Source organism: Nocardiopsis sp. MT53 (assembly GCF_019598965.1).
Lineage (GTDB): Bacteria > Actinomycetota > Actinomycetes > Streptosporangiales > Streptosporangiaceae > Nocardiopsis > Nocardiopsis changdeensis.
Genome location: NZ_CP080599.1, coordinates 344810 through 369156, shown reverse-complemented (window position 1 = coordinate 369156; position 24347 = coordinate 344810). Strand labels below are relative to the sequence as shown.

Below are 24347 nucleotides of genomic sequence, written 5' to 3'. Positions count from 1 at the left end.
CCTAGCCCGGGCCCGGGTCCGGACAGCGAAAGGCCCCGCCGACACGGGCGGGGCGGTGAACGGGGGAGCCGGGCGGGGTCAGCGCCCTTCGGGGAGCAGGGCCGGCCAGTCGAAGAGGTAGATGGAGCCGACGATCACGCCGACCGTGAGCAGGGGGGTGACCACCTTCTGCTCGACCGGCCCGTCGGTCTTGAAGCCCAGGTTCTGGCCGATGCGCTTCTTCCAGAACGGCCAGAAGATCGGCACGCCCATCTTGGTGATCATGTCGCCGAGGAAGTGCAGGACCACACCGAAGGCGACCGCCAGCCCCAGCCAGGTGTAGTTGGTCCCGGCGGAGAACAGGGCCAGGGTGATCGCCGCCGTGGCCAGCGCGTTGATGACCCCCGACGCGGTCCGGTTCTTGTCCAGTCCGAAACCCAGGCCCTGGAGCGCGATGCCGATCAGCAGGAACACGAAGATCTGCACCGCCAGCTCCGACCACAGGGCCAGGAGCTGCACGAGCACGCCCATGAGGACCGCGAAGAAGAAGGAGTGGGTGCCCATCCGGTGGCCGCCGAAGAGGAACGACAGCATGTCGCTCAGCACCTCGGTGACCTTGCCGTAGGTCTTGGTGACCGTCGCGCTCTTGTGGTCCACGTCCGGGAGCAGGGCCGCTCCCGCGCACACCAGGGAGCCGGCGATGATCTCGCTCGGGCCGAGGTTGAAGTCCAGACCCAGGAATTGCGTCCCCTGGACGAGCGGTACGACCGCCATCCAGCCGACCACGCCGCTCAGTGCGTGAGAGTGCCCCATCATGGCGGGAACCGTAGCGGAGTACGAACAACAGTGCCAAGGCGGGGTCATTACGGTCTGCCCATTTGACACTTAACGCCCGGGAAACCCCTCTGTGACTGTGCTCGGCCGCGAATGTATTGCGATGTCACGGCGCACCTTGTAGGTCATTGACGCTTCTCTCGGTCCGTTGGTAGACAACCAACTACCCCCTGGTGGCCCAGGCCACCACCCCACGATCCTGACAGGGGCCCAGATGCACTCCCATCACCCTCCGACCGTGTCGCCGCTCTGTAGGGCGGCGGCCACGGGAACCGCTCTGCTGCTGGTCGTCGGGACCGCGGCCGCCCCCGCCTCCGCCGCCCCCGCCCCCGCGGACGGGAGCACGCTCACGGTGGCGATCGCCCAGCAGGTGGACTCCTTCAACCCGTTCACCGCGCAGCTCGCCGTCACCACCAACATCCTGTCCCACGTCTACGACTCGCTGGTCACCAACGACCAGGAGACGAGCAACCCCGCCCCGGCCCTGGCGGAGAGCTGGGAGACCAGCGAGGACGGCCTGACCTGGACCTTCCACCTGCGCGACGACGTCACCTTCTCCGACGGCGAACCGCTCACCTCCGACGACGTGGTGTGGACGCTCACCACGATCATGGAGAACGAGTCCGCGGCCATCGCCAACGGCAACTACGTCGCCGGGTTCGAGGAGGTCACCGCGCCCGACGAGCACACCGTGGTCGTGGAGCTCTCCGAGCCCCAGGCCACCATGGAGTCGCTGACGGTGCCCATCGTGCCCCGCCACGTGTGGGAGCCCATCGTCGAGAGCGAGGGCGACGCCTTCGCCGAGTACCCGGCCGACGGCGACGCCCTGCCCAGCGTGGGCAGCGGCCCCTTCGTCCTCACCTCGCACGAGCGCGGCCAGAGCATCACGCTGGAGGCCAACCCCGACCACTGGAACGGCGCCCCCGGCTTCGACAACCTCGTCTTCCGGTACTACCCCGAGAAGGACGCCGCCGTCGAGGCCCTGCGCAGCGGCGAGGTCTCCTTCGTCTACGAGCTGACCGCCGCCCAGGCCGACGCCCTGGAGGAGACCTCCGACATCGCCGTCAACTTCGCCGACGGCAAGCGGTTCCAGGCGTTCACCATCAACCCCGGCGCCGTCACCCAGGACGGCGAGGAGTTCGGCGACGGCCACCCGGCGCTCGCGGACCGCACCCTGCGCCAGGCCATCGTGATGGCGATCGACAACCAGGAGATCGTGGACAAGGCCCACGGCGGCCGCGCCACGGCTGCCGGGGGCTACATCCCGGCCCGCTACACCGACTTCCACTGGTCGCCGGAGGGCGACGAGGCGATCCTGGACTTCGACCCGGACGCCGCCAACGCCATGCTCGACGAGGCGGGCTACGAGATGGGCGACGACGGCGTGCGCGTCTCGCCCGACGGCGACCGCCTCGAACTGCGCATGCACGTCCACCAGGACCGCCCCGACAACGTCAGCGCGGGCAGGGTCATCGTGGAGCGCCTGGCCGACATCGGCATCGAGGTCGAGAACCTCACCGTCGACCCCGGTGTGCTCAGCGACGCCCTGTACGCCGCCGAGTACGACCTCATCTTCACCGGGTGGACGGTCAACCCCGACCCCGACTACGTGTTCAGCATCCACACCTGCGACGCGCTGCCCACCGAACCGGGCACCATGCAGGGCGACGCGTACTTCTGCGACGAGGAGTACGACGAGCTGTACGCGGACCAGCTGCAGGAGTACGACCGGGCCGCGCGCGCCGAGATCATCCACGACCTCCAGCGCATCCTCTACGAGGAGGCCGTCGTCAACGTCCTGACCTACCCGGACATCCGGGAGGCCTACCGGACCGACCAGATCCAGGAGGGGACCCTGCTGCCCCAGCCCGCCGAGGGCGGCAACATCTGGGGCCAGGACGGCTACTGGGCGTTCTGGGCGGCCCAGCCCGCGGAGGGCGGCGCCGAGCAGGCGGGCGCGGGCGGCGTCTCCACCGGGATGTGGATCGGCATCGGCGCGGTCGCCCTGGTGCTCGTGGCCGGCGGCGCGTTCCTCCTGTTCCGCCGCCGGGCCACCGCGGAGGACCGCGAGTGACCGGCGCCCCTCTCACCGCCGGGGCGGAGGAGGTCCCCTCCGCCGCCCCGGCCGGGCCCGCGCGGCCCGCCGGCCGCGGCCGCGCAGGGCGCGTGCTCCGCTACGTCGGCGGCCGGCTGCTCACCGCCGTGCTCTCCCTGGCCGGGGTGGTCGTCGCCGGGTTCTTCCTGTTCCGCATCCTGCCCGGCGACCCGGTCCGCGCCATGACCGAGGGCCGCGAGGTCTCCGCCGAACAGCGCGCCGAGCTGCGCCGCCAGTTCGGCCTGGACCAGCCGCTGTGGCAGCAGTTCCTCGACTACGCCCTGGGCCTGTTCCGGCTGGACCTGGGCACCTCGTTCCAGTACCGCAGGCCGGTCGCCGAGCTCATCCTGGACGCGCTGGGGCCCACGGTCCTGCTCGCCGGGACCGGCACCGTCATCGCCGCCCTGCTGGGCCTGCTCCTGGGCGTGCGCTCGGGCTGGCGGCCCGGGAGCGCGGGCGACCGGGTCAACACCACGGTGGCCCTGTTCTTCTGGTCGGTGCCCACGTTCTGGCTGGGCCTGCTGCTCATCGTCCTGTTCGCGTCCGGCCGCGACCCGCTGCCCGGGCTGTTCCCGACCGGAGGCATGACCGCGCCCGGCGTCACCGGGTTCTGGAACGTCGCCCTGGACACGGCCTGGCACATGGTCCTGCCGGTCGCCACCATGGTCGCGGTCATCTACGCGCAGTACCTGATGATCATGCGCTCGTCCCTCATGGACGAGAAGGACGCCGACTACCTCACCACCGCGCGGGCCAAGGGCCTGACCGACGCTCTGGTGCGCCGCAGGCACGCCGTGCCCAACGCCCTGCTGCCCACCGTCACCCTCGTCTTCCTCAACCTGGGCCAGGTGGTCTCCGGGGTCATCCTCGTCGAGACCGTGTTCTCCTGGCCGGGGCTGGGGCGCCTCTTCTACTCCGGCCTGAGCGTGCCCGACCTGGGCCTGGTCCAGGGCCTGTTCGTGGTGTTCGCGGCCTCGGTGATCGTCATGAACCTCGTCGCCGACCTGGTCTACCCGCTGCTCGACCCCAGGGTGCGCCCATGAACACAGCCGCGGCCCCGCCGTCCGCCGCACCCCCGTCCCCGCGGGCCCTGGCCCGCCGCAGGCGCCGCGAGGCGCTGCGCTCGTTCGCCCGCGAGTACTCCCGCCGCCGCGCGGGGATGGTCGGCCTGGTCGGCCTGCTCCTCCTGGTCGTCCTCGCCCTGTGCGCGCCGCTGCTGGTGGACCCGGCCGACCTCACCGTCACCCGGGCGCCCGGCGCCGCCTTCGAGCCGCCCAGCGCCCGCTTCCCGCTGGGCACCGACGACTACGGCCGGTCCATCCTCGACCTGATCATCTGGGGGTCCCGGGTCTCGCTGACGGTCGGCTTCCTGGCCACCGCGGTCTCGGTGGCCCTGGGGACCCTGGTCGGCATGACCGCCGGGCACTTCGGGGCGTCCGGCGGCACCGCGGGGCGGCTCCTGTCGTCGGTCCTGATGCGCCTCACCGACTGGTTCCTGGTGCTGCCCACCCTGGTGCTGGCCGTGGCGCTGGCCGCGGTCCTGCCCCGCGGCACCGGCACGATCATCCTCGCCATCGGCCTGACGGTCTGGCCCGCCACCGCGCGCCTGGTGCGCGCCCAGACCCTGGCGGTGGAGGCCCGGCCCTACGTGGAGCGGGCCCGCGCCCTGGGCGGCGGCCACCTGCACGTCATGGCCTGGCACGTGCTGCCCAACGTGATGCCAGTGGTGCTGGCCCAGACCACCCTGCTGGTGGCGACCTCCATCATCGCCGAGTCCACCCTGGCCTTCCTGGGCGTGGGCGACCCCACCACCATCTCCTGGGGCGGGATCCTGGAGAGCGCCCGCAACGCGGGCGCGATCAGCTCCGGGATCTGGTGGTACATGGTGCCTCCGGGGCTGGCGATCGCCCTGGTCGCCCTGGCGTTCACCCTGTGCGGCCGCGCCCTGGAGGCCGTCCTCGACCCCCGACTCCGGGAGCGGCGATGACCTCCCTTCTCGACGTGCGGGACCTGCACGTGACCTACGGCTCCGGCGGCGGCGAGGTCCCCGCCGTGCGCGGCGTCGACATCTCCCTGGAGCCGGGCGGCACGCTCGGCCTGGCCGGGGAGTCCGGCAGCGGCAAGTCCACCGTGGCCATGGCCCTGCTGCGGCTGCTGCCCGCCACGGCCCGCGTCACCGGGGCCGTGGAGCTGGCCGGCGAGGACGTGCTCACCATGCGGTGGGGGCGGCTGCGCGCGGTCCGCTGGTCGGAGGCCGCCATCGTGTTCCAGGGCGCCATGCACTCGCTCAACCCGGTGCGGCGCGTCGGCGAGCAGATCGCCGAGCCCCTGCTGATCCACCGGACGGTGCCGAGGGAGAGGGTCGCCGACCGGGTGGCCGAGCTCCTGGGCCAGGTGGGGCTGCCCGCCTCCCGGGCCGCGGACCACCCCCACCAGCTGTCCGGCGGCCAGCGCCAGCGGGTCATGATCGCGATGGCCCTGGCCTGCGAGCCGCGGCTGATCGTGGCCGACGAGGCCACCACCGCCCTGGACGTGATGATCCAGGCGCAGATCCTGGCCCTGCTCAAGCGCCTGGTCGCCGACCACGGCATCGGGATGCTGATGATCAGCCACGACCTGTCGGTGCTCGCCGACACCTGCGACCGGGTCGCGGTGATGTACGCGGGGCGGATCGTGGAGCAGGGGCCGGCGCGCGAGGTGATGGGCGCCCCCGCCCACCCCTACGCCGCGGCGCTGGGGGCGGCCTTCCCCAGGATCGGGGACCCGGCCTCCCGGCGGGCCCCGCGCGGCCTGCCGGGCGACCCGCCCGATCCCGCCGACCCGCCCGCGGGGTGCGTGTTCCGGCCGCGGTGCCCGGTGTCGGAGGAGGTGTGCGCGACGGTCGACCCGCCGCTGTGGCCGGTCGCGCCCGACGCCCGCGGGGAGTCCGAGAGGCAGGCCGCCTGCGTGCACGTGGGCCCGGTCGGGGAGGGGGTCCGTTGAGCACCACGGAGACCGACGCGTCGGCGTCCGCGCCCGAGGGCGGGGAGGGGACCGGCACGCCGGTCCTGAGCGCCCGCGGCGTGCGGGTCGTCTTCACGTCCGGGTTCGGCGGCGGCCGCGCCGCCGCCCGGGCCGTGGACGGCGTCGACCTGGACGTGGCGGCCGGGGAGATCGTCGCCCTGGTGGGGGAGTCCGGCTGCGGCAAGACCACCCTGGGCCGGGTGCTGCTGGGCCTGGAGCGCCCCACGGCGGGCACGGTGTCCTTCGAGGGGAGCCCGCTGCGGTACTCCTCCCGCGACCTGCGCGCCTACCGGCACCGGGTGCAGCTGGTCCAGCAGGACCCGACGGGTTCGCTCAACCCCCGGCGCACGGTCTACGAGTCGGTCGCCGAGGGCCTGCGCATCCACGGGGGGACCACGGCCGACGAGGCCGAGCGGGTGACCCGCGCGCTGTCCCGGGCGGGCCTGCGGCCGCCGGAGAGGTTCCTGTCCCGGTACCCGTACGAGCTGTCGGGCGGCCAGCGGCAGCGCGTGGTGATCGCCGGGGCGCTGGTGCTGGAGCCGGAGGTGCTGGTGGCCGACGAGCCGGTGGCGTCCCTGGACGCGTCGGTGCGCGGCGAGATCCTGCGCCTGCTGCTGGACCTGCGCGACGAGCTGGGGCTGTCCGCCCTCATCGCCACCCACGACCTGGGGCTGGCGTGGAACATCGCCGACCGGGTCGCCGTGATGTACCTGGGCCGGGTGGTGGAGCTGGGGACGGTGGAGGAGGTCCTCTCCGGGCCCCGGCACCCGTACACCCGGGCGCTGCTGTCGGTGCTGCCCGAGGCCGGCGGCGAGCCGGTGGTGCTGGCGGGGGAGCCGCCGGACCCCAAGAAGGTGCCGGGGGGCTGCCGGTTCCACCCGCGCTGCCCGGTGCTGGCCTCGGGGGAGGCGGAGCGGGCGGGCGTCGCCGACCGGTGCCGCACCGAGGACCCGGGGGTCCTGCCCGGTGACGGGGGTGCGCACGCCACGGCCTGCCACTGGGCGCGCGCCCTGGAGGGGACGCCTCCCGGCGGGCGGTGACGGGTCCCGGCGGCCCCCCGGGGCCGCCCGCACACGGCGGGGCGCCGCGGCACGCGCCGCGGCGCCCCGCCGTGCACGGAGCGGGTGCGCGGCCGGATCGGACCGGGGCCGTCCGTAAACGGAAGGTCCCGGCCCGCATCCGCACGGTGAGATTCGGCCGCCTCCCGGGGCGATCGGGTTCCCTGAAATGTGATGTGAGTCACTTCCATGGTGCGGGGGAGGGGCCCGGCCGCCCGGGAAGGGCGAAGTCACCGGGGATGTCGCGAACCGGAGACAGGTCGCACATGCGGCACCTGTCCGCATCCGTTCACGTTTCCGGACGGTCGGCACGTTCGCCGCGCGGGAGACCGGGGGAAGACAGGGGAGGCGCCGCTCCGCACGGGGCGGCGACGTCCTGAGGGAGAGCACCCCATGGCGCACATGACCACGGACGACGTCCACGAGTACATCAACGGGGTCTGCTTCAAGACAGGCCCTCCCGGCAAGGTCGGAGCCGAGACCGAGTGGCTCGTCACCGACACCGCGGCACCCGGCGCCACCGTCGCCATCGAACGCCTCGCGGCGCTGCTGGAGGGCTCCGGCCCCCCGCCCGCGGGAAGTCGCGTCACCTTCGAACCCGGCGGACAGATCGAGCTCAGCTCGCCCGCCCTGCCCGGCCCGGCCCGAGCGCACGAAGCGCTCGCCGAGGACCTGGAGCACCTCGGAAAGACCCTCGCCCAGGACGGCCTGGGCCTGGTCGAGTCCGCACTGGACCCCGTGCGCACCCCCCACCGGCAGCTCCGGCTGCCCCGGTACGAGGCCATGGACCGGTTCTTCGCCAAGCGCCGCACCTACGGCGGACACACCATGATGTGCGCGACCGCCTCGCTCCAGGTGTGCCTGGACTCCGGGGCCGACCCCGCCGACCTGGGCGAACGCTGGGGCTTCGCGCACCGGCTCGGCCCCGTCCTGGTCGCCGCCTTCGCCAACTCCGCGCTCTGGCGCGGCCGCCCCACCGGCTGGAAGTCCACCCGCTGGGCCATCTGGGCGGGCATGGACGCCGACCGCACCGCCCCCGTCCTGGAACCCGGGAGCCCCGCCGACCCGGCCGACGCCTGGACCGCCTACGCCCTGCGGGCCTCCGTCATGGCGGTCTCCGAGACCCCCGGGGGCGGCGGCTCCTGGCTGGCCGACCCCGGCATCACCCTCGCCGAGTGGATCGCCGGGCACGGCCCGCGCCCCGCCACCCCGGCCGACCTCGAACTGCACCTGAGCACCCTCTTCCCGCCCGTGCGCCCCCGCGGCTGGTGGGAGCTGCGCATGATCGACGCCCTGCCGCTGCGCTGGTGGCCGGTCCCCGTCGCGGTCGCCGCCGCCCTCTTCGACGACCCGGGCGCCCGCGCCGCCGCGGAGGAGGCCGTGGAACGGCTCTGCGGCGGCCCCGCCCCCGACCGGAGGCTGTGGCTGCGCGCGGCCCGCGACGGCATGGCCGACCCCGCCCTGGCCGCCTGCGCCCGCCGCTGCCTCGACGCCGCCGTCGACGCCCTGCCCCGCATGGGCGCGACGCGCCTGGCCCGCCTCGTCGACGACTACGCCGACCGCCACACCCGGCGCGGGCTCAGCCCCGCCGACACGCGGCCGAGCGTGCCCGAGCCGCGCCCCGCCCACGCGGGGCCGGCGGAACGCCACTCCCGACACGGTGGAGGAGTTCGGTGAACAACGGACAGGACATCTCCAAGGAGCGCATCGCCGCCGAGCTCGACCGCGGCAGGCGGCGCAGCCTCGGCCTCACCCTGGACGCCCTCGACGACGAGGAGCTGCTCACCCAGCACTCGCCGCTGATGTCGCCGCTGGTCTGGGACCTGGCGCACATCGGCAACTACGAGGAGCAGTGGCTGCTGCGGGCCGCCGCCGGGCGCGAGGCCCTGCGCCCCGACATCGACCACCTCTACGACGCCTTCGAGAACCCCCGCGCCGAGCGCGTTGACCTGCCGCTGCTGCGCCCGCAGGAGGCCCGCGACTACAACGAGCGGGTCCGCCGGGAGGTCCTGGACGCCCTGGACGGCGTCGACCTCACCGTGCCCGCCCCGCGCGGGCCCGACGACCCGCCCGGCCTGCTGGACGCCGGGTTCGTCTACCACATGGTCATCCAGCACGAGCACCAGCACGACGAGACCATGCTCGCCACCCACCAGCTGCGCCGGGGCGCCCCCGTGCTGCTGGAGGAGGCGCCCGCCGTCGCGCCCCTGCGCCCGCCCGCGGAGGCCGAGGCCCTGGTCCCCGCCGGGCCCTTCACGATGGGCACCGACGACGACCCCTGGGCCTACGACAACGAGAAGCCCGCCGTCACCGTCGACCTGCCCGCCTACTTCATCGACACCGCGCCCGTCACCAACGCCGCCTACCGGGAGTTCATGGAGGACGGCGGCTACCAGACCCGCCACTGGTGGAGCCGGGAGGGCTGGGAGTGGAAGGAGAAGCGCGGGGCCGTGGCCCCCGCCTTCTGGGAGCGCGAGGGCGAGGAGTGGGCCAGGCGCCGCTTCGGCCGCCGTGAGCTGGTGCCGCCCGACGAGCCGGTCCAGCACGTCAACTACCACGAGGCCCGGGCCTACGCGGAGTGGGCGGGCAAACGGCTGCCCACCGAGGCCGAGTGGGAGAAGGCCGCCCGCTTCGACCCGGCGACCGGGGAGTCCCGCCGCCACCCCTGGGGCGACGGGGAGCCCGCCGCCCGCCACGCCAACCTGGGCCAGCGCAGGCTCGGCCCCGCGACCGTGGGCCGCCACCCCGACGGGGCGTCCCCGCTGGGCGTGCACCAGCTCATCGGCGACGTGTGGGAGTGGACCTCCACCACCTTCCACGGCTACCCGGGGTTCCGCGCCTTCCCGTACCGCGAGTACTCGGAGGTGTTCTTCGACTCCGGGTACAAGGTGCTGCGCGGCGGCTCGTGGGCCACCCACCCCACGGCGGTCCGCTCCACGTTCCGCAACTGGGACCTGCCCATCCGGCGGCAGATCTTCAGCGGGTTCCGCTGCGCCCGCGACGCGGAGCCCGCCTGATGTGCCGCCACCTGGCCTACCTGGGGCCGCCGCGTACGCTGTACGACCTGCTGTACGCGGCGCCCCACTCGCTCCACGTCCAGTCCTGGGCGCCCCAGCTCCAGAAGTACGGCACGGTCAACGCCGACGGGTTCGGCGTGGGCTGGTACCCCGACGACACCCCCGAACCGCTGCGCTACCGGCGCGCCCTGCCGATGTGGGGCGACACCTCCTTCGCCGAGGCGGCCCGCGGCCTGGCCTCCGGCTGCGTGCTGGCGGCGGTGCGCGACGCCACCGTCGGGTTCGGCACCGACGAGGCGAGCGCCCAGCCCTTCCGCGCCGGGCGGCTGCTGTTCAGCCACAACGGCGCGGTCAAGGACGACGACGCCCTGGTGGCGGCGCTGCCGCCCCCGGCCGGGGTGCTCGACGCCCGCGCCCCGGTGGACTCCGCGCCCCTGTTCGGGCACGTGGTGCGCCTGTGGCGGGCCTCCGGCGACCTGCCCGGAGCGCTGGCCGCAGTGGTCCGCCACGCCCGCGAGCACTCCGAGGGGCGCTACAACCTGCTGGCGACCGACGGCGAGACCCTCGTGGGCACCGCCGCCGGGGACACCCTGTTCACCCTGCGGGAACCGGGGGGAGGCGTCGTCCTGGCCTCGGAACCCTACGACGACTCCCCGGGCTGGCGGGAGGTGCCCGAAGGCTCCGTGGCCGTGGCCGCGGCGGAGCGGACCGAGATCCACCCCATCGTCTGACCGAGGAGTCGCCGTGTTCCGCATCGACCGCAACCTGACCGCCGACGACCTGGACAAGGCCCTGCGCAGGGACGTCGCCGAAGGGCTCTCGTCCAACCCCAAGCAGCTGCCGCCCAAGTGGTTCTACGACGAACGCGGCAGCGCCCTGTTCGAGGACATCACCGAACTCCCCGAGTACTACCCCACCCGGGCCGAGCGGGCCATCCTGGAGGAGCGCTCCGACGAGATCGCCGGCGCCGCCGGCGCCGAGGCGCTCATCGAGCTCGGCTCGGGGTCGGGCGTCAAGACCCGGCTGCTGCTGGACGCCATGGGCCGCCACGGCGCCCTGGCCCGGTTCGTCCCCGTCGACGTCAGCGGCGACTTCCTGGCCGCCTCCGCGCGCAGGGTCGCCGACGATTACCCGGACCTGGACGTGCACGCCGTGGTCGGCGACTTCGAGCACCACCTGGGCCTGCTGCCGGTGCGCGAGGACGGCGGGCGGCAGACCATCGCCGTGCTGGGCTCGACCATCGGCAACCAGGAGCCCGGGCCCCGGGCCGGGTTCCTCCGCGACATCCGGGCGGTGCTGCGCCCGGGGGACACCTTCCTGCTCGGCGCCGACCTGGTCAAGGACGCCGACCGCCTGGTCGCGGCCTACGACGACGCGCAGGGGGTGACCGCCGAGTTCGACCGCAACGTCCTCAACGTGATCAACCGCGAGCTGGGGGCCGACTTCGACCCGTCGGAGTTCGAGCACGTCGCCCGCTGGAACGAGAAGGAGGAGTGGATCGAGATGCGGCTGCGCTCGCGGGTGGACCAGCACGTGCGCGTCGCCGCCCTGGACCTGGACGTCGACTTCGCGGCGGGCGAGGAGATGCGCACCGAGATCTCCGCCAAGTTCCGCCGGGAGGGCCTGGAGGAGGAGCTGGAGGAGGCCGGGTTCGAGCCGACGCACTGGTGGACCGACCCGGCCGGGGACTTCGCGCTGAGCCTGTCCACCGCCCGCGCGTAGCCGCCCGCCGCCTCCGGGGCCCGGCCCCGCGCCCTCAGAGGGAGGTGAACGCCCCCACCAGTGTGCCCACCAGGTAGGTGATCAGCATCGCGAAGGACCCGCCCGCGCGTAGCCGCCCGCCGCCTCCGGGGCCCGGCCCCGCGCCCTCAGAGGGAGGTGAACGCCCCTACCAGCGTGCCCACCAGGTAGGTGATCAGCATCGCGAAGGACCCGCCGACCACGCACCGCAGCGCCGCCCGCAGGGGCAGGGCCCCGCCCAGGCGGGCGCTCACCGCGCCCAGCGCGCCGGTGGCCGCCAGGACCGCCGCCACCGTCACCGGCAGCCTCCAGGCATCGGAGCTGAGCAGCATCGCGGCCAGCGGCACCAGGGCGCCCAGCACGAAGGAGAACAGGCTGGCGAACGCCGCCTGCCACGGGTCCACCCGGTAGCGGTCGAGCCCCAGCTCCACCTCGGCGTGGGCGCGCAGCGCGTCGTGCTCGGTCAGCTCCCGGGCCACCCGGTGCGACAGCTCCTCGCTCAGCCCCCGGTCGCGGTACATCCCGGCGAGCTCCTCCAGCTCGCCGGCCGGGTCGGCGGCCAGCTCGCGCCGCTCCCGGGCCAGCGCGGCCCGCTCGGTGTCGCGCTGGGTGCTCACCGACACGTACTCGCCCGCCGCCATCGACAGCGCCCCGGCCAGGGTGCCCGCGATCCCCGCCACCAGCAGGGCGCCGCGGTGCGGGGTGGCGCCCGCCACGCCCACCACCAGTCCGGCGGTGGAGACGATGCCGTCGTTGGCGCCCAGCACCGTCGCGCGCAGCCCGTTCAGCAGGGAGCCCAGGCGGTGCCGGGCGTCCGGCGGGCCGTCCGCGCGGTCCTCGTCCGTCATGGGCCGATCGTCGCACGCGACCGGTCCCGCCCCAGGTCGCACCACGCGGGGCCGCGGCGATCCGATACGCTCGTGCCGTGTTCAAGGTAGGAGTTTTCGGCGCCGAAGGGCGCATGGGGTCAGAGGTCGTCAACGCGGTCCAGGCGGCCGACGACATGGAGTTCGTCGGCGGCGCCGACGCCGGCCAGGACCGGGAGCGGGTGCTGGGGGCCGACTACGTCGTCGACTTCACCCACCCCGACGTCGTCATGGACAACCTGGAGTGGCTGATCGGCCGCGGCGTCCACGCCGTCGTCGGCACCAGCGGGTTCGACGAGGAGAAGCTGAACCGGGTGCGCGAGATGCTGGCGGCCCGGCCCGGCGCCAAGGTGCTCATCGCGCCCAACTTCGGCATCGCCGCGGTGCTGATGATGCACTTCGCGGCCAAGGCCGCCCCCTACTTCGAGTCGACCGAGATCATCGAGCTGCACCACCCCAACAAGGCGGACGCCCCCAGCGGGACCGCGTACCACACCGCCGAGCTGGTCGCCGGGGCCCGCCGGGCGGCCGGGCTGGGCCCGATGCCCGACGCCACCACCGCCGAGATCCCCGGCGCCCGCGGCGCCGACGTGGACGGGGTGCGGGTGCACGCGCTGCGCATCCAGGGCCTGATCGCCCACCAGGAGGTCGTGTTCGGCACCGATGGTGAGACCCTGAAGATCCGCCACGACTCCATGAACCGGGCCTCGTTCATGCCCGGCGTGCTGCTGGGCGTGCGCAGGGTCGCCGACCTGCCCGACCCGCTGACCGTGGGCCTGGAGCCGCTGCTCGACCTGAGCTGAGCCGCCGACCTCCCGCCCCGGGCCGCGCCGCGGCCCGGGGCGGCCGCGCGTCCGGGGTCAGGGGGCGTCCACGACGGGCGCCTCGATGCCGTCCACCGGCGCCTCGACCTCCTCGACCGGCGCCGTGACGTCCACCACCGGCGCGGTGGCCACCGGGCTCCGGTTCACCTCGGGCACATAGCCCCGCGGCTCCCTGGCGGACTCTCCCCAGTCGAGCAGTCCCAGGACGGCCAGGGTGAGAACGAGCGTCACAACGATGACGGGGCCGATCAGCAGCACCATGCAGCAGTTGAGGCGGACCGTGGAGTAGGTCCTCTCCCTGTCGGTCCCCTCAGGCAACGGGGACCCCGGTGAACGTCGGCATGCCGGGGACGCGCACGTCCATCTCGTGCACGTCCTTCGGCGGAGCGGCGAAGGTCGCGCTGAGGGTCAGGGAGTCCTCGGGCCACAGTTCCAGCGACGGTTCGAGCCGGGAACACACGCACCGCCCCTCGGAATCGGTGGCGACCCGGTGCACCCGGCCGTTCTCCGCGTCGACGAGCTCGAACGCCGCCATGTCGGTGACCTCCTGCTCCGAGGTCTCCGGGGACGCGAGGTCGCGGGCGAGGAGGCCGCCCCCGATGACGTGGATCGTCAGGGTCAGTTCGACGAGGTCCTCGCCGACCCGCTCCAGCGTGTGGACGTCCACCTCCACGTCCGCCTGCCGGATCCGTCCGGCGGCACGTGTATGGACCTGCCCACCGGTGGTCGCGGGCGCGGAGGAGGACTCCAGGGGCGCGCCGCCACGGTCGAGGGAGGTCTCGCCGGAGCCGGGGCCCTCGGCCGGGTTGTCGGCGGCCGAGCACGCGGCCAGGGTCAGCGTCAGCGCCGCGGCGGCCAGTGCCGCGGCGGTCCTGCGGGGGATCGCCATGCCCCGAACCTAGGCGGGGAAGGGTCTCCGCCCGGTCACGGGCCGCCTACAAGTCGCCGGTGGCCGCACCCGGCCACCGGCGCGGGCCGGTCAGCCCAGCAGCAGCGCCACCGAGAGCAGCGCGCCGAACGCCATCTGGAGCCGCCCGGTCTCGCCCAGGCCCGCCACCAGGTCACGGCCGACCTGACCGCCCAGCACGCGGCGCAGCGGCGGCACCGCCAGGGGGGCCGCCAGCAGCACCAGCGGCACCCACCAGGACACCGCCACCAGCGGCAGGGCCACCGCGAACGCCGCCACGACCATCCCCGCGTACAGCCGCCGCGTCCCGGTGTCGCCCAGCCGCACCGCCAGGGTGATCTTGCCGGTCTCCCGGTCGGTGGGGATGTCCCGCAGGTTGTTGATCACCAGCACCGCGCAGGACAGCAGCCCCACCGGCACCGACGCCGTCCACGCCTCCCAGGGCGCGGCCTCCAGCTGCACGAACACGGTGCCCACCACGGCCACCACGCCGAAGAACACGAACACCGACACCTCGCCCAGGCCCCGGTACCCGTACGGGGTGCGCCCGCCGGTGTAGTACCAGGCGGCGGCGATCGCCACCGCGCCCACCAGCAGTAGCCACCACGACGTGGTGGCCACCAGCACCAGGCCCACCAGCCCGGCGAACGCGAAGCTGCCCAGCGCGGCGGCCAGCACCTGCTTCGGCGCGGCCAGGCCGGTCGCCGTCAGCCGGGTCGGCCCCGTCCGCTCCGCGGTGTCGGTGCCCTTGACGCCGTCGCTGTAGTCGTTGGCGAAGTTCACCCCCACCTGGAGGGCCATCGACACCACCAGCGCCAGCAGTGCCTTCCACCACACGAACCCGCCCAGGGCGAACGCCAGCGCGGTACCGACCGCCACCGGGACGACCGAGTTCGGAAGCGTCCGGGGACGCATCCCCGAGATCCATTCGCTGACCGTGGCCACTGCCGGGTCCCTCCACCGCTCGACGGCCGGCGCGCGCGGCGCCGCTACGACCTCCCCACGGTAGTGCCTGCTCCCGGGCCCCGGGGCCGCGCCCTATCCGATGCCCGCGTGCAGGCGCACCATCGGCAGCTCCGAGCCCAGGTCGATCACCCGGCGGGCGCCGTCGGGCGCCCAGCCGGAGGACTCGAAGAACGCCCGCAGCGCGTTGTCGGCCTCGGGCACCCACACGTACGCGATGACGAACCCGTCCTCCACCAGGTGGTCCACGGTCGCGTTGAGCAGGCGGCCGCCGTGCCCCCGCCGGGTCAGGGCCGGGTCCACGTGCAGGGCGAAGATCTCCGCGGCGGTGGCGGGCCACAGGTCGGGGTCGCCCGCCGGGCCGAACGCGGCGAAGCCCACCACCGTGCGCACCCCGTCGTTCTCGTCGGTGGCGACCACCAGCCGGTGCCTGGAGGTGGGCGGCGACTCCAGGGCGGCCGACCACTGCGCGTGGAAGCCCCTGCGGGCCTCCTCGCCGCCGATCTCGGCGACCACCTCCCCGGGCAGCAGCCCTCCGTACACCTCCCGCCAGGAGGCCACCTGGACGTCCACGACGGTGTCGACGTCGGAGGGACGGGCGGGACGGACGAACTGGGCACCGGACACGATCAGGCCTCCTGGGGGAGTCATCGACACGAGTGCACCCACGCCGGAGTTTCGGGACCTTGCCACGGCGTGGGAACATCTACGTTGTGAGCTTCATTATCAGAGTCATCGTGAACGCGCTCGCCCTGTGGCTGGCGGCCTACCTGGTCAGCGGTATCGAGGTCACGACCTCGGACACGACGGAGACCATCCTCGTCTTCCTGGGACTCGGCCTGATCTTCGGCGTCGTCAACGCCGTCATCAAACCGATCGTCAAGACGGTCGGCTGCCTGTTCTACGCGCTGACCCTCGGGCTCATCGGCCTCGTCGTGAACGCACTGCTGTTCCTGCTCACCGAGTGGATCGCGGGGCTCTTCGGCCTGCCCATCGACATCGACGGCTTCTGGCCCGCCTTCTGGGGCGCGATCGTCGTCGGCATCGTCAGCTGGCTGGCCAGCCTCTTCCTGCCGGACGGCAAGGACGACTGACCGCCGCGGCACCTCCGCTCCGACCCGCCCGCCCCGAATCCGCGGGTTCCCGCCCGTGTCCCGGTCCGACGGCCGGGACGCGGTGCGGGTAGGTTCACATGCGGGCCCCTCCCTCGACCCACGAGGACGGGGCCGACCCCGGTCCCGGCACCGGCGTCCGAACGGACGCGGTCCGGACAGGACCGGCACAGGCTTCTCCGCGACCGCCCCCGTCGGACCCCGCAGTGGTCCGACCCGGCCCCGGTCGCGGAAGCGGACACACGGTTCCGCACCATCCGTACGCCACACCACCGGTCCCGCCCCGCGCGGCGGGGCCGCACACACCGAGAGGAGGAGGGGCGACACAGGATCCCGCCGCCACGCGGCGGCGGTCCGCGCGCCTTTCACACACCATGGTGAACACCAAGTACCGCCCGTTCGGCAAGATGCTGACCGCGATGGTCACACCCATGCTCGACGACGGCGAGCTCGACTACGACGGTGCCGCCCGGCTCGCCACCTACCTGGTGGACGAGCAGCACAACGACGGCCTCGTCATCAGCGGGACCACGGGCGAGTCGCCCACGACCAGCGACGAGGAGAAGGACCGGCTGCTGCGCGCCGTCATCGAGGCGGTCGGCGACCGGGCCCAGATCATCGCGGGCGTCGGCACCAACGACACCCGGCACAGCGTCAAGCTGGCCAAGGCCGCCGAGAAGGCGGGCGCCCACGGCCTCCTGGCGGTGACCCCGTATTACAACAAGCCGCCGCAGGAGGGGCTGATCCGGCACTTCACCGAGATCGCCGACACCACCGGCCTGCCGGTCATGCTGTACGACATCCCGCACCGCACGGGGACGCCCATCGCCTCCGAGACCCTGGTCCGGCTCGCCGAGCACCCCCGGATCGTGGCCAACAAGGACGCCAAGGACAACGTCGGCGCCAGCTCCTGGGTCATGGAGCGCACCGACCTGGCCTACTACTGCGGCACCGACATCCTGAACCTGCCCCTGCTGTCGGTGGGCGCCGCCGGCTTCGTGAGCGTCGTCGGCCACATCGTCGGCGGCGACCTCAAGGACATGATCGACGCCTACGAGGCGGGCGAGGTCGGCCAGGCGCTGGCGATCCACCGCCGGCTCACCCCGGTCTACACCGGGATGTTCCGCACCCAGGGCGTGATCACGACCAAGGCGGTCCTCAACCTGTTCGGCCTGCCCGCCGGCCCGGTGCGCACGCCGCTCGCCGACGCCTCCGCCGAGCTCCAGGCCCTGCTGCGCGAGGACCTGGCCGCCGCCGGTGTGAAGGGCCCCATCGGCCTGGCCCCGCACCAGGCCGTCCCGGCCAGCGCCGTCCGCGTCGAGCGCCTCACGGAGGGTTCCGTATGAGCCACCCGCACCCCGAGCTGAGCTCGCCCCCGCCCCAGGGCGACGGTGTCCTGCGCGTCGTCGCGCTGGGCGGCCTGGGCGAGATCGGCCGCAACATGACGGTCTTCGAGTTCGGCGGCCGGATCCTCATCGTCGACTGCGGCGTGCTGTTCCCCGAGGAGGAGCAGCCCGGCGTCGACCTGATCCTGCCGGACTTCGACTACATCCGGGACCGCCTGGACGACATCGAGGCGGTCGTCCTCACCCACGGCCACGAGGACCACATCGGCGGCGTCCCGTTCCTGCTGCGCGAGCGCCCCGACATCCCGATCGTCGGCTCCCGGCTCACGCTCGCGCTCATCTCCGCCAAGCTCGGCGAGCACCGCATCAAGCCGGTCGTGGTCCAGGTGGAGGAGGGCGAGCGGCGCGACTTCGGCCCGTTCGACCTGGAGTTCTTCGCGGTCAACCACTCCATCCCCGACGCGCTGGCCGTCGGCATCCGCACCCCCGGCGGGTCGGTGCTGCACACCGGCGACTTCAAGATGGACCAGCTGCCGCTGGACGGCCGCCTCACCGACCTGGCCGGGTTCGCCCGGTTCGGCGACGAGGGCGTGGACCTGCTGCTGTCGGACTCCACCAACGCCGAGCAGCCCGGGTTCATCATCAACGAGCGCAACCTGACCGAGGCCATCGACAAGGTGTTCCGGCAGGCCGACAAGCGCATCGTGGTGGCCTGCTTCGCCTCCCACGTGCACCGGGTCCAGCAGGTCATCGACTCCGCCACCAAGCACGGCCGCAAGGTCGCGTTCGTGGGCCGGTCGATGGTCCGCAACATGAACATCGCCCGCGACCTGGGCTACCTGAGCATCCCCGGCGACACCATCATCGACGTGCGCCAGCTCGACGACCTGCCGCCGGACAAGGCCGTGCTGATCTGCACCGGCTCCCAGGGCGAGCCGATGTCGGCGCTGAGCCGGATGGCCAACCGGGACCACCAGATCCGCATCGAGGAGGGCGACACCGTCCTGCTGGCGTCCTCGCTCATCCCGGGCAACGAGAACTCGGTCAACCGGGTCATCAACGGCCTGACCCGCTGGGGCGCCAAGGTCGTGCACAAGGGCAACGCCCTGGTGCACGTGTCCGGGCACGCCCCCGCCGGCGAGCTGCTGTACGTGCTCAACATGGTGCGCCCGCGCAACTTCATGCCGGTGCACGGCGAGTGGCGGCACATGCGCGCCCACGCCGACCTGGCCAAGATGACCGGGGTCCCCGCGGACCGGATCGTCATCGCCGAGGACGGCGTGGTCGTCGACCTGTACAAGAACCGCGCCAAGATCGTCGGCGCCGTGCAGGCCGGGTACGTGTACGTGGACGGCTCCTCCGTGGGCGACGTCACCGACGCCGCGCTGAAGGACCGCCGCATCCTCGGCGAGGAGGGCTTCATCTCCGTCGTCGTGGCCGTGGACTCCGGCACGGGCAAGATCCTCGGCGAGCCAGAGATCCACACCCGGGGCGCGGGCATCGGCGCCGACGCCTACGACGACGTCATCGATAAGATCCAGCACGCCCTGGACAAGGCGGCCGAGGACGGGGTCAACGACCCCCACCAGCTGCGCCAGCTCATCCGGCGCAGCACGGGCCGGTGGGTCAACGACACCTACCGCCGCCGCCCGATGATCATCCCGGTCCTGGTCGAGGTCTGACCCGGAGCGGTACCCGCACGAAGCGCCGAACGGTCCCGGACCGTTCGGCGCTTCGCGCGACACGCCGTGCCCGAGACGGGATCCGGGGGTGGACGACTCGATAGGCTGCCCGCCGTGGCGGGGAATGCGCCCGCCGGTCGTGAACCGCTCCCCCTGTACGGAGGTGACCCCGATGGCCCCGCGCGCCTCCTCAGGCGGTTCCGGGCGCAAGAAGCCCGCGGCCCGCAGACCCGCGGCCAACCGGATGCCCGACGGGCCCATCGCTTTCGCGGTCACCATGTTCGGCCAGTTCCTGCTGGTGCTGTGGAAGCTCGTCGCGCACACCGTGGGCGGGGCCGCCCGCGCCGTGGGCCGCAGCGCCCGCGACCTGGACCCGGACCTGCGCCGGGACGGGGCGGGCCTGCTGCTGCTGGCGGCCGGGGTGCTGGTCGCCGCGGCCGTGTGGTGGGAGAGCGCCGGCCCGCTGCCGGAGTACACCCGCCTAGTGGTGGTCGGCGCGTTCGGGACGTTCTCGCCGATCCTGCCGCTGCTGTTCCTGCCGCTGGCGATCCGCCTGATGCGCACCCCGGGCGCGTCCCGGGAGGGCGACGCCGGGCGGCTGTTCATCGGCACCAGTGCCATCCTGCTGGGCCTGCTGGGCCTCATCCACATCGCGAACGGCATCCCGCAGCCCTCCGAGGGGCTGGAGGCGCTCCAGGACGCCGGCGGCCTCATCGGGTTCGTCGCCTCCGGTCCGCTCAGCGCCGTCATCACCCCCTGGCTGACCGGGGTGCTGCTGGCCCTGGTGCTGGTGTTCGGCATCCTCGTGGTCACCTCCACCCCCATCCGGCGCATCCCCGAGCGGCTGCACACGCTGTTCGGCGCCCTCATGGAGCGCGACGCCGGGCCGGACTCCGGCATCGGCATCCTGGGCGCCGAGCCGGAGCGCAAGCCCGCCCGCAAGCGCCGCTCCCGCAAGAAGGAGGCGGAGGCCGCGGCCGAGACCGTGGCGGGCGACCACGAGCGCCCCTACGACAGCCCGGTGCTGCCCGAGGAGCCCATCGCCCCGGCGCTCACCGACGAGGAAGAGGAGGCGGCGCGGGCCGAGGCGGGCAGGTCCGGCAAGGGTGGGAAGAAGGGCCGCGCCAAGCTCCCCGTCCCCGACCCCACCCCGGCGCCGGCCGTCACCGAGCAGCTCACCCTCCCCTCCCGGGTGGTGGAGGGGGACTACGAGCTGCCCCCGCCCGTCATGCTCAAGCCCGGCAGCCCGGTGAAGCCGCGCACCAAGGCCAACGACGACGTGGTGGACGCCCTCACCGGCGTGCTCACCCAGTTCGGCATCGACGCCGAGGTCACCGGGTTCACCCGGGGGCCGACGGTCACCCGCTACGAGATCGAGCTGGGGCCGGCCGTCAAGGTCGAGAAGGTCACCGCGCTCACCAAGAACATCTCCCTGGCGGTCAAGAGCGCCGACGTGCGCATCCAGTCGCCGATCCCCGGCAAGTCCGCGATCGGCGTGGAGATCCCCAACACCGACAAGGACATCGTCAGCCTGGGCGACGTGCTCGGCTCCCCGGTGGCCACCTCCGACGACCACCCCATGCTGGTGGGGCTGGGCAAGGACGTGGAGGGCACCAACGTCGTCGCCAACCTGGCGAAGATGCCCCACGTGCTGGTCGCGGGCGCCACCGGAGCGGGCAAGTCCACCTGCATCAACGGGCTCATCACCTCGCTGATGATGCGCGCGACCCCCGACGAGGTGCGGATGATCCTGGTCGACCCCAAGCGGGTCGAGCTGACCATGTACGAGGGCATCCCGCACCTGATCACGCCCATCATCACCAACCCCAAGCGGGCCGCCGAGGCGCTCCAGTGGGTGGTGGGGGAGATGGACCGCCGCTACGACGACCTGGCCGCCTCCGGGTACCGGCACATCGACGACTTCAACGCCGCCGTGCGCACCGGGGAGCTCACCGCCCCCCCGGGCAGCGAGCGGGTGTACGAGCCCTACCCGTACCTGCTGGTGATCGTGGACGAGCTGGCCGACCTGATGATGGTCGCCCCGCGCGACGTCGAGGACTCCGTCGTGCGCATCACCCAGCTGGCCCGGGCCGCCGGGATCCACCTGGTGCTGGCCACCCAGCGGCCCAGCGTCGACGTCGTCACCGGCCTGATCAAGGCGAACGTGCCCTCCCGGCTGGCGTTCGCCACCTCCAGCCTCGCCGACAGCCGCGTCATCCTGGACCAGCCCGGGGCGGAGAAGCTGGTGGGCAAGGGCGACGCCCTGTTCCTGCCGATGGGGGCGGGCAAGCCGATCCGCCTGCAGAACGCCTGGGTCTCGGAGAAGGAGATCCGGGGGATCGTCGAGCACTGCAAGAAGCAGGCCGAGCCCAGCTACCGCGAGGACGTCGCGGCCGCCGACACCAAGAAGAAGGAGATCGACGAGGAGATCGGCGACGACCTGGACCTGCTGCTGCAGGCCGTCGAACTGGTGGTCACCACCCAGTTCGGGTCGACCTCGATGCTCCAGCGCAAACTGCGTGTCGGCTTCGCCAAGGCGGGCCGCCTGATGGACCTCATGGAGAGCCGCGACGTCGTCGGCCCCAGCGAGGGCTCCAAGGCCCGCGACGTGCTCGTCACCCCCGACGACCTCCCCGCCGTCCTCACCGACATCCGCGGGGGCTGAGGGCCCGGCGCCCTCACACCCTGCGGGTGGCGAAGTGGTCCAGGGCGGCGCGCAGGAGGGCGGTGTCCAGGGCCAGGCCGTCCAGCGCGGCCTCGGCCCGGTCGCGGTGCCAGGCGAGCAGCCGCGCGGCGGTGGCGCGGCCGTGCGCGGAGGCCAGGGTGGGCCGGTCGGCGCCGGACCCGGCGAGCAGGTCCCGGCGGATCCGCAGCACGATCCCGGCGTGGTGGGCATAGGCGGTCAGCAGGTCCACCTCGTGCCCGGGCAGGCCGAGCAGGATCGCGGTCGGGGCCAGGGCGATCTCGATCTCCGTCGAGGCGGTCAGCGTGTACACCTCCAGGAACCCCGCGACGCCGGCGGGCTCCCCGCCGCGGGCCAGGGCCCTGTCCAGGTAGCGGCCCCGGCACAGGCGCTCGGGTCCCAGCAGCGCGCCCATCCGGGCCATCGCCCCCACCACTCGCTCGGGCGGGTGGGTCGCGGCCAGCCGCGCCATGAGCCCGTACCCGCCGGAGACCAGCGCGATCCCGGCCAGGTGGGAGGCGCGTTCGTCCAGGGCCAGGCTCCCGGTGTGGAACAGCTCCACCGCGGCCACCAGCGGCGCCAGCGGCTCGGGGTCGGCCGCGGCGCCCTCGACCAGCATCAGCGCCAGCGCCGGGCGCAGCGGCCCGCCGGGGCCCTCGGGGGAGTGCGACAGCACCCCGCGCGGGCCGCGGGCGCCGTTGCCCGAGGCGTGCCGGGCCAGGGCGGCGTCGACGAACACGGACCGGTCGGCGGCGAAGGCGCGCGGGTCCGTCGCCGCGGCCGGCCTGGCCCGCCCGCGCGCCGCCCGGACGGCTCCGGACGGCGCGCCGCGCCGGGCCGGCCGGGCGGCCGAGCGCAGCAGCGCCTCGATCTCCGGCGTCACCCGGTGCGCCTCCAGCAGCTCCTCCACCAGTCCGGCCCGCCGGGACAGGTGGCCGGCCAGCCGGCCGGCGCCGTGCCGGGCCAGGGCGTCGGCCACCCCGGCGTCCCCGTCGAACACCGTCGCGACCAGGTGGGCCTCGGCGGCGAAGAGGTCGTGCAGCGGGTCGCCGTCCAGGTCCCGCGGGGCCAGCGTGAACGTGGTGAGGCGGCCGGTCACAGCGTCGCGCTCCCGGTCGAGCAGGTCGTGCCGGAACCGGGTGGCCAGCGCCGCGGCCAGGTGCGGCCGGAGCAGGCCCGCCGGGGGGTTGCGGCGACCCAGCAGGGTGGCGGCGATCGCGCCCGCCCCGGTCTCCAGCACCGCGTCGGCGAGCAGGGCGTCCCCGCCGTCGCGGACCGCGTCCTCGCGGGTACGCCGCTCGGCCCGGGAACGGGCCAGGTACATCACCTCGGTGGCCCGGTACAGGGCCCGGTGGCCGGCGAAGGGGAAGCCGTCCAGCAGCAGCACGTGGGCGGCGTGCAGCTCCTCGGCCAGCGGGTCGTCGGGCACCCCCTCGGCCGGCTCGGCCTCGGTCAGCAGGTGCGGCAGCAGCCGGTGGTGGGCGTCGTGCCGGGCGTGCGCGGGCAGGTCCACGACGGCCTGGGCGACGGCGAGGGCGTAGGCGCCGGGCACGACCCGCCGCAGGTGCGCCGCCGCGGTGTCGCCGTCCTCGCCGAGGGTGTCGTGGGAGGCGACGGCCAGCACCCCGCCGATGGTCCGGGCGGCCCGGTCCATGGCCCCGGAGGCGACCGCCTCCCCGGGCAGCGCGGCGTACAGCCGGGACATCCGTTCGCGCAGCGTTCCCAGGCCGGGGACCCGGTCCAGGGAGGCGCTGGACCGGACCCGCTCCAGGGCGGTGCCGACGCCGTCGACCGGGACGGGGACGGCGGGCCGGGGCAGCCGCCGCGGGTCGGCGGTGAGCCGGTCCAGGACCTCGGGGGAGGGGACCTCGCCCAGGGCGAGCGCGTGGCGGCGCAGGGCGCGCCGGCGCAGCCGCGCCTGCTCCGCGGCCCGCGCGGCCCGTGCCGCACCGGGGTCCAGGCTCCGGCGCAGCCGGTTCAGCAGCCGGTGCCGTTCGAGGACCTCGGGCAGGTGGGAGGACCACCGGTACACGTGCGCGGCGATGTCGTCGGAGTGGGCGCCGCTCCAGGAGCGGAAGGCGTCGAGGGCGTCGCGGGCCGCGGCGACCGGTGCGTCGCCCGCGAGCTCGGCGGCGGAGAAGTGCTGGGTCATCGTCCGGTCTCGGGGGAGGTGGCGGGGAGGGTGGTCCAAGATCATCGCAGTCACGGGCCCGGGGACAAGGGGATGACCGTATCCGG

21 protein-coding genes are annotated in these 24347 nt (G+C 73.9%); 14 read left to right on the top strand and 7 right to left on the bottom strand.

All coding sequences use genetic code 11. The annotated features are described in order from the left end of the window. Nucleotides 1-78 precede the first annotated feature (78 nt). Complete coding sequence (locus tag K1J57_RS01575) at nt 79-795, bottom strand: metal-dependent hydrolase (protein ID WP_220562708.1); 717 nt, start codon at nt 793-795, stop codon at nt 79-81. 232 nt (nt 796-1027) lie between these two features. On the opposite strand from K1J57_RS01575, the gene K1J57_RS01570 reads away from it, so the two are divergent. The 9 genes from K1J57_RS01570 to egtD all read left to right on the top strand — a co-directional run bounded on the left by K1J57_RS01570 (nt 1028) and on the right by egtD (nt 11708). Beyond that, entirely contained in the window at nt 1028-2887 is a 1860-nt protein-coding gene (locus K1J57_RS01570; RefSeq protein ID WP_220562707.1) for an ABC transporter substrate-binding protein, read from the top strand. After that, nucleotides 2884-3951, top strand: coding sequence for an ABC transporter permease (locus K1J57_RS01565; protein WP_220562706.1), 1068 nt, complete (start codon nt 2884-2886; stop codon nt 3949-3951). The genes K1J57_RS01570 and K1J57_RS01565 overlap by 4 nt, the downstream gene beginning before the upstream one ends. Further along, complete coding sequence (locus K1J57_RS01560; protein ID WP_220562705.1) at nt 3948-4895, top strand: ABC transporter permease; 948 nt, start codon at nt 3948-3950, stop codon at nt 4893-4895. Before K1J57_RS01565 ends, K1J57_RS01560 begins: the two co-directional genes overlap by 4 nt. After that, entirely contained in the window at nt 4892-5890 is a 999-nt protein-coding gene (locus K1J57_RS01555; RefSeq protein ID WP_220562704.1) for an ABC transporter ATP-binding protein, read from the top strand. The genes K1J57_RS01560 and K1J57_RS01555 overlap by 4 nt, the downstream gene beginning before the upstream one ends. Next, nucleotides 5887-6951, top strand: a complete 1065-nt coding sequence (locus tag K1J57_RS01550; RefSeq protein WP_220562703.1) for an ABC transporter ATP-binding protein — start codon at nt 5887-5889, stop codon at nt 6949-6951. The genes K1J57_RS01555 and K1J57_RS01550 overlap by 4 nt, the downstream gene beginning before the upstream one ends. Before the next feature lie 411 nt (nt 6952-7362). Continuing rightward, the gene (gene egtA / locus K1J57_RS01545) at nt 7363-8646 is read left to right on the top strand and encodes an ergothioneine biosynthesis glutamate--cysteine ligase EgtA (RefSeq protein WP_220562702.1); all 1284 of its coding nucleotides are present in this window, start codon (nt 7363-7365) and stop codon (nt 8644-8646) included. Further along, entirely contained in the window at nt 8643-9986 is a 1344-nt protein-coding gene (gene egtB, locus K1J57_RS01540) for an ergothioneine biosynthesis protein EgtB (protein ID WP_220562701.1), read from the top strand. The genes egtA and egtB overlap by 4 nt, the downstream gene beginning before the upstream one ends. Next, complete coding sequence (egtC, locus tag K1J57_RS01535; RefSeq protein ID WP_220562700.1) at nt 9986-10717, top strand: ergothioneine biosynthesis protein EgtC; 732 nt, start codon at nt 9986-9988, stop codon at nt 10715-10717. Before egtB ends, egtC begins: the two co-directional genes overlap by 1 nt. 13 nt (nt 10718-10730) lie before the next feature. Beyond that, entirely contained in the window at nt 10731-11708 is a 978-nt protein-coding gene (egtD, locus tag K1J57_RS01530) for an L-histidine N(alpha)-methyltransferase (protein WP_220562699.1), read from the top strand. 146 nt (nt 11709-11854) lie between these two features. On the opposite strand, the gene K1J57_RS01525 is transcribed toward egtD, so the two are convergent. Further along, nucleotides 11855-12574 (bottom strand): VIT family protein, encoded by a 720-nt coding sequence (locus K1J57_RS01525; protein ID WP_220562698.1) that lies wholly within the window; start codon nt 12572-12574, stop codon nt 11855-11857. A gap of 113 nt (nt 12575-12687) precedes the next feature. Between K1J57_RS01525 and dapB the strand changes: the two genes are divergently transcribed. Further along, entirely contained in the window at nt 12688-13395 is a 708-nt protein-coding gene (gene dapB, locus K1J57_RS01520; RefSeq protein ID WP_255646778.1) for a 4-hydroxy-tetrahydrodipicolinate reductase, read from the top strand. A 57-nt stretch (nt 13396-13452) separates the two neighbouring features. Here the strand turns inward: dapB and K1J57_RS01515 are convergent, their stop codons facing one another. The 4 genes from K1J57_RS01515 to K1J57_RS01500 form a co-directional block, all read right to left on the bottom strand. Then, on the bottom strand, nt 13453-13734 hold the full coding sequence (locus K1J57_RS01515) for a hypothetical protein (RefSeq protein ID WP_220562696.1): 282 nt from the start codon (nt 13732-13734) through the stop codon (nt 13453-13455). Next, nucleotides 13727-14305 carry a hypothetical protein gene (locus K1J57_RS01510; protein ID WP_220562695.1) on the bottom strand — a complete coding sequence of 193 codons (579 nt, stop codon included), beginning with the start codon at nt 14303-14305 and terminating at the stop codon, nt 13727-13729. The genes K1J57_RS01515 and K1J57_RS01510 overlap by 8 nt, the downstream gene beginning before the upstream one ends. Nucleotides 14306-14395: 90 nt before the next feature. After that, nucleotides 14396-15268, bottom strand: coding sequence for a 1,4-dihydroxy-2-naphthoate polyprenyltransferase (locus K1J57_RS01505; protein WP_220562694.1), 873 nt, complete (start codon nt 15266-15268; stop codon nt 14396-14398). A gap of 93 nt (nt 15269-15361) precedes the next feature. After that, complete coding sequence (locus tag K1J57_RS01500; protein WP_220565289.1) at nt 15362-15913, bottom strand: GNAT family N-acetyltransferase; 552 nt, start codon at nt 15911-15913, stop codon at nt 15362-15364. A gap of 86 nt (nt 15914-15999) precedes the next feature. On the opposite strand from K1J57_RS01500, the gene K1J57_RS01495 reads away from it, so the two are divergent. From K1J57_RS01495 to K1J57_RS01480, 4 genes are all read left to right on the top strand, one after another. Continuing rightward, entirely contained in the window at nt 16000-16380 is a 381-nt protein-coding gene (locus K1J57_RS01495; protein WP_220562693.1) for a phage holin family protein, read from the top strand. Nucleotides 16381-16772: 392 nt separating this feature from the next. Continuing rightward, nucleotides 16773-17744 carry a 4-hydroxy-tetrahydrodipicolinate synthase gene (gene dapA, locus K1J57_RS01490; protein ID WP_220562692.1) on the top strand — a complete coding sequence of 324 codons (972 nt, stop codon included), beginning with the start codon at nt 16773-16775 and terminating at the stop codon, nt 17742-17744. Then, entirely contained in the window at nt 17741-19426 is a 1686-nt protein-coding gene (locus K1J57_RS01485) for a ribonuclease J (RefSeq protein WP_220562691.1), read from the top strand. The genes dapA and K1J57_RS01485 overlap by 4 nt, the downstream gene beginning before the upstream one ends. A gap of 172 nt (nt 19427-19598) precedes the next feature. After that, a complete protein-coding gene (locus K1J57_RS01480; RefSeq protein ID WP_220562690.1) occupies nt 19599-22091 on the top strand; it encodes a DNA translocase FtsK in 2493 nt (830 codons plus the stop codon). Between the two features lie 13 nt (nt 22092-22104). Here K1J57_RS01480 and K1J57_RS01475 read toward each other — a convergent pair whose 3' ends face one another. Next, nucleotides 22105-24261 (bottom strand): hypothetical protein, encoded by a 2157-nt coding sequence (locus K1J57_RS01475; protein ID WP_220562689.1) that lies wholly within the window; start codon nt 24259-24261, stop codon nt 22105-22107. Between the last annotated feature and the right edge of the window lie 86 nt (nt 24262-24347).